Source organism: Alcanivorax sp. HI0083 (assembly GCF_001635175.1).
Map to the genome: position 1 here is coordinate 1 of NZ_LWFX01000861.1, position 424 is coordinate 424.

1 protein-coding gene is annotated in these 424 nt (G+C 56.4%); it reads right to left on the reverse strand.

Annotated elements, in window-relative coordinates; all coding sequences use genetic code 11:
• Nucleotides 1-259: 259 nt before the first annotated feature.
• Nucleotides 260-424, reverse strand: a 165-nt coding sequence (locus A3754_RS26065; RefSeq protein WP_197468572.1) for a pyridoxine 5'-phosphate synthase, incomplete at its 5' end; no start/stop codon positions are given.

Sequence of the window (424 nt, forward strand, 5' to 3'; positions counted from 1 at the left end):
TACTCAGCGTGGCCTGAAGCGTGCAGCTGTTGAGTCTTGTCTTGACGGACAGGGTGGTTCCCTTTCCTAGAGGCAAGGCGCAGCAGATGTACGCTTCAGGCCGTGCCCTCCGGGTCTTCCAGGCTGGCCCGCACTCGTCGTTGCGTTTTTTCGATGGATGGACATATCTCGATCCCAGTTAGGGGACACCTTCAAAATCGCGCCTAGATTGCGAGCCAGCCTGAAAGACTGAGCATGCAAGGAGTTATTCAGAGGTTCCTTAAACCTTGTCGATCAAGGCCCGCATGCTGCGCACGGCTTCATCCAGCCCGGTAATCGCCGCCCGGGCGATAATGCTGTGGCCAATATTCAGCTCGTTGATACCCGGGATTTCCGCAATCGGCAAGGTGTTGTGATAGTGCAGGCCATGGCCAGCATTGACCAC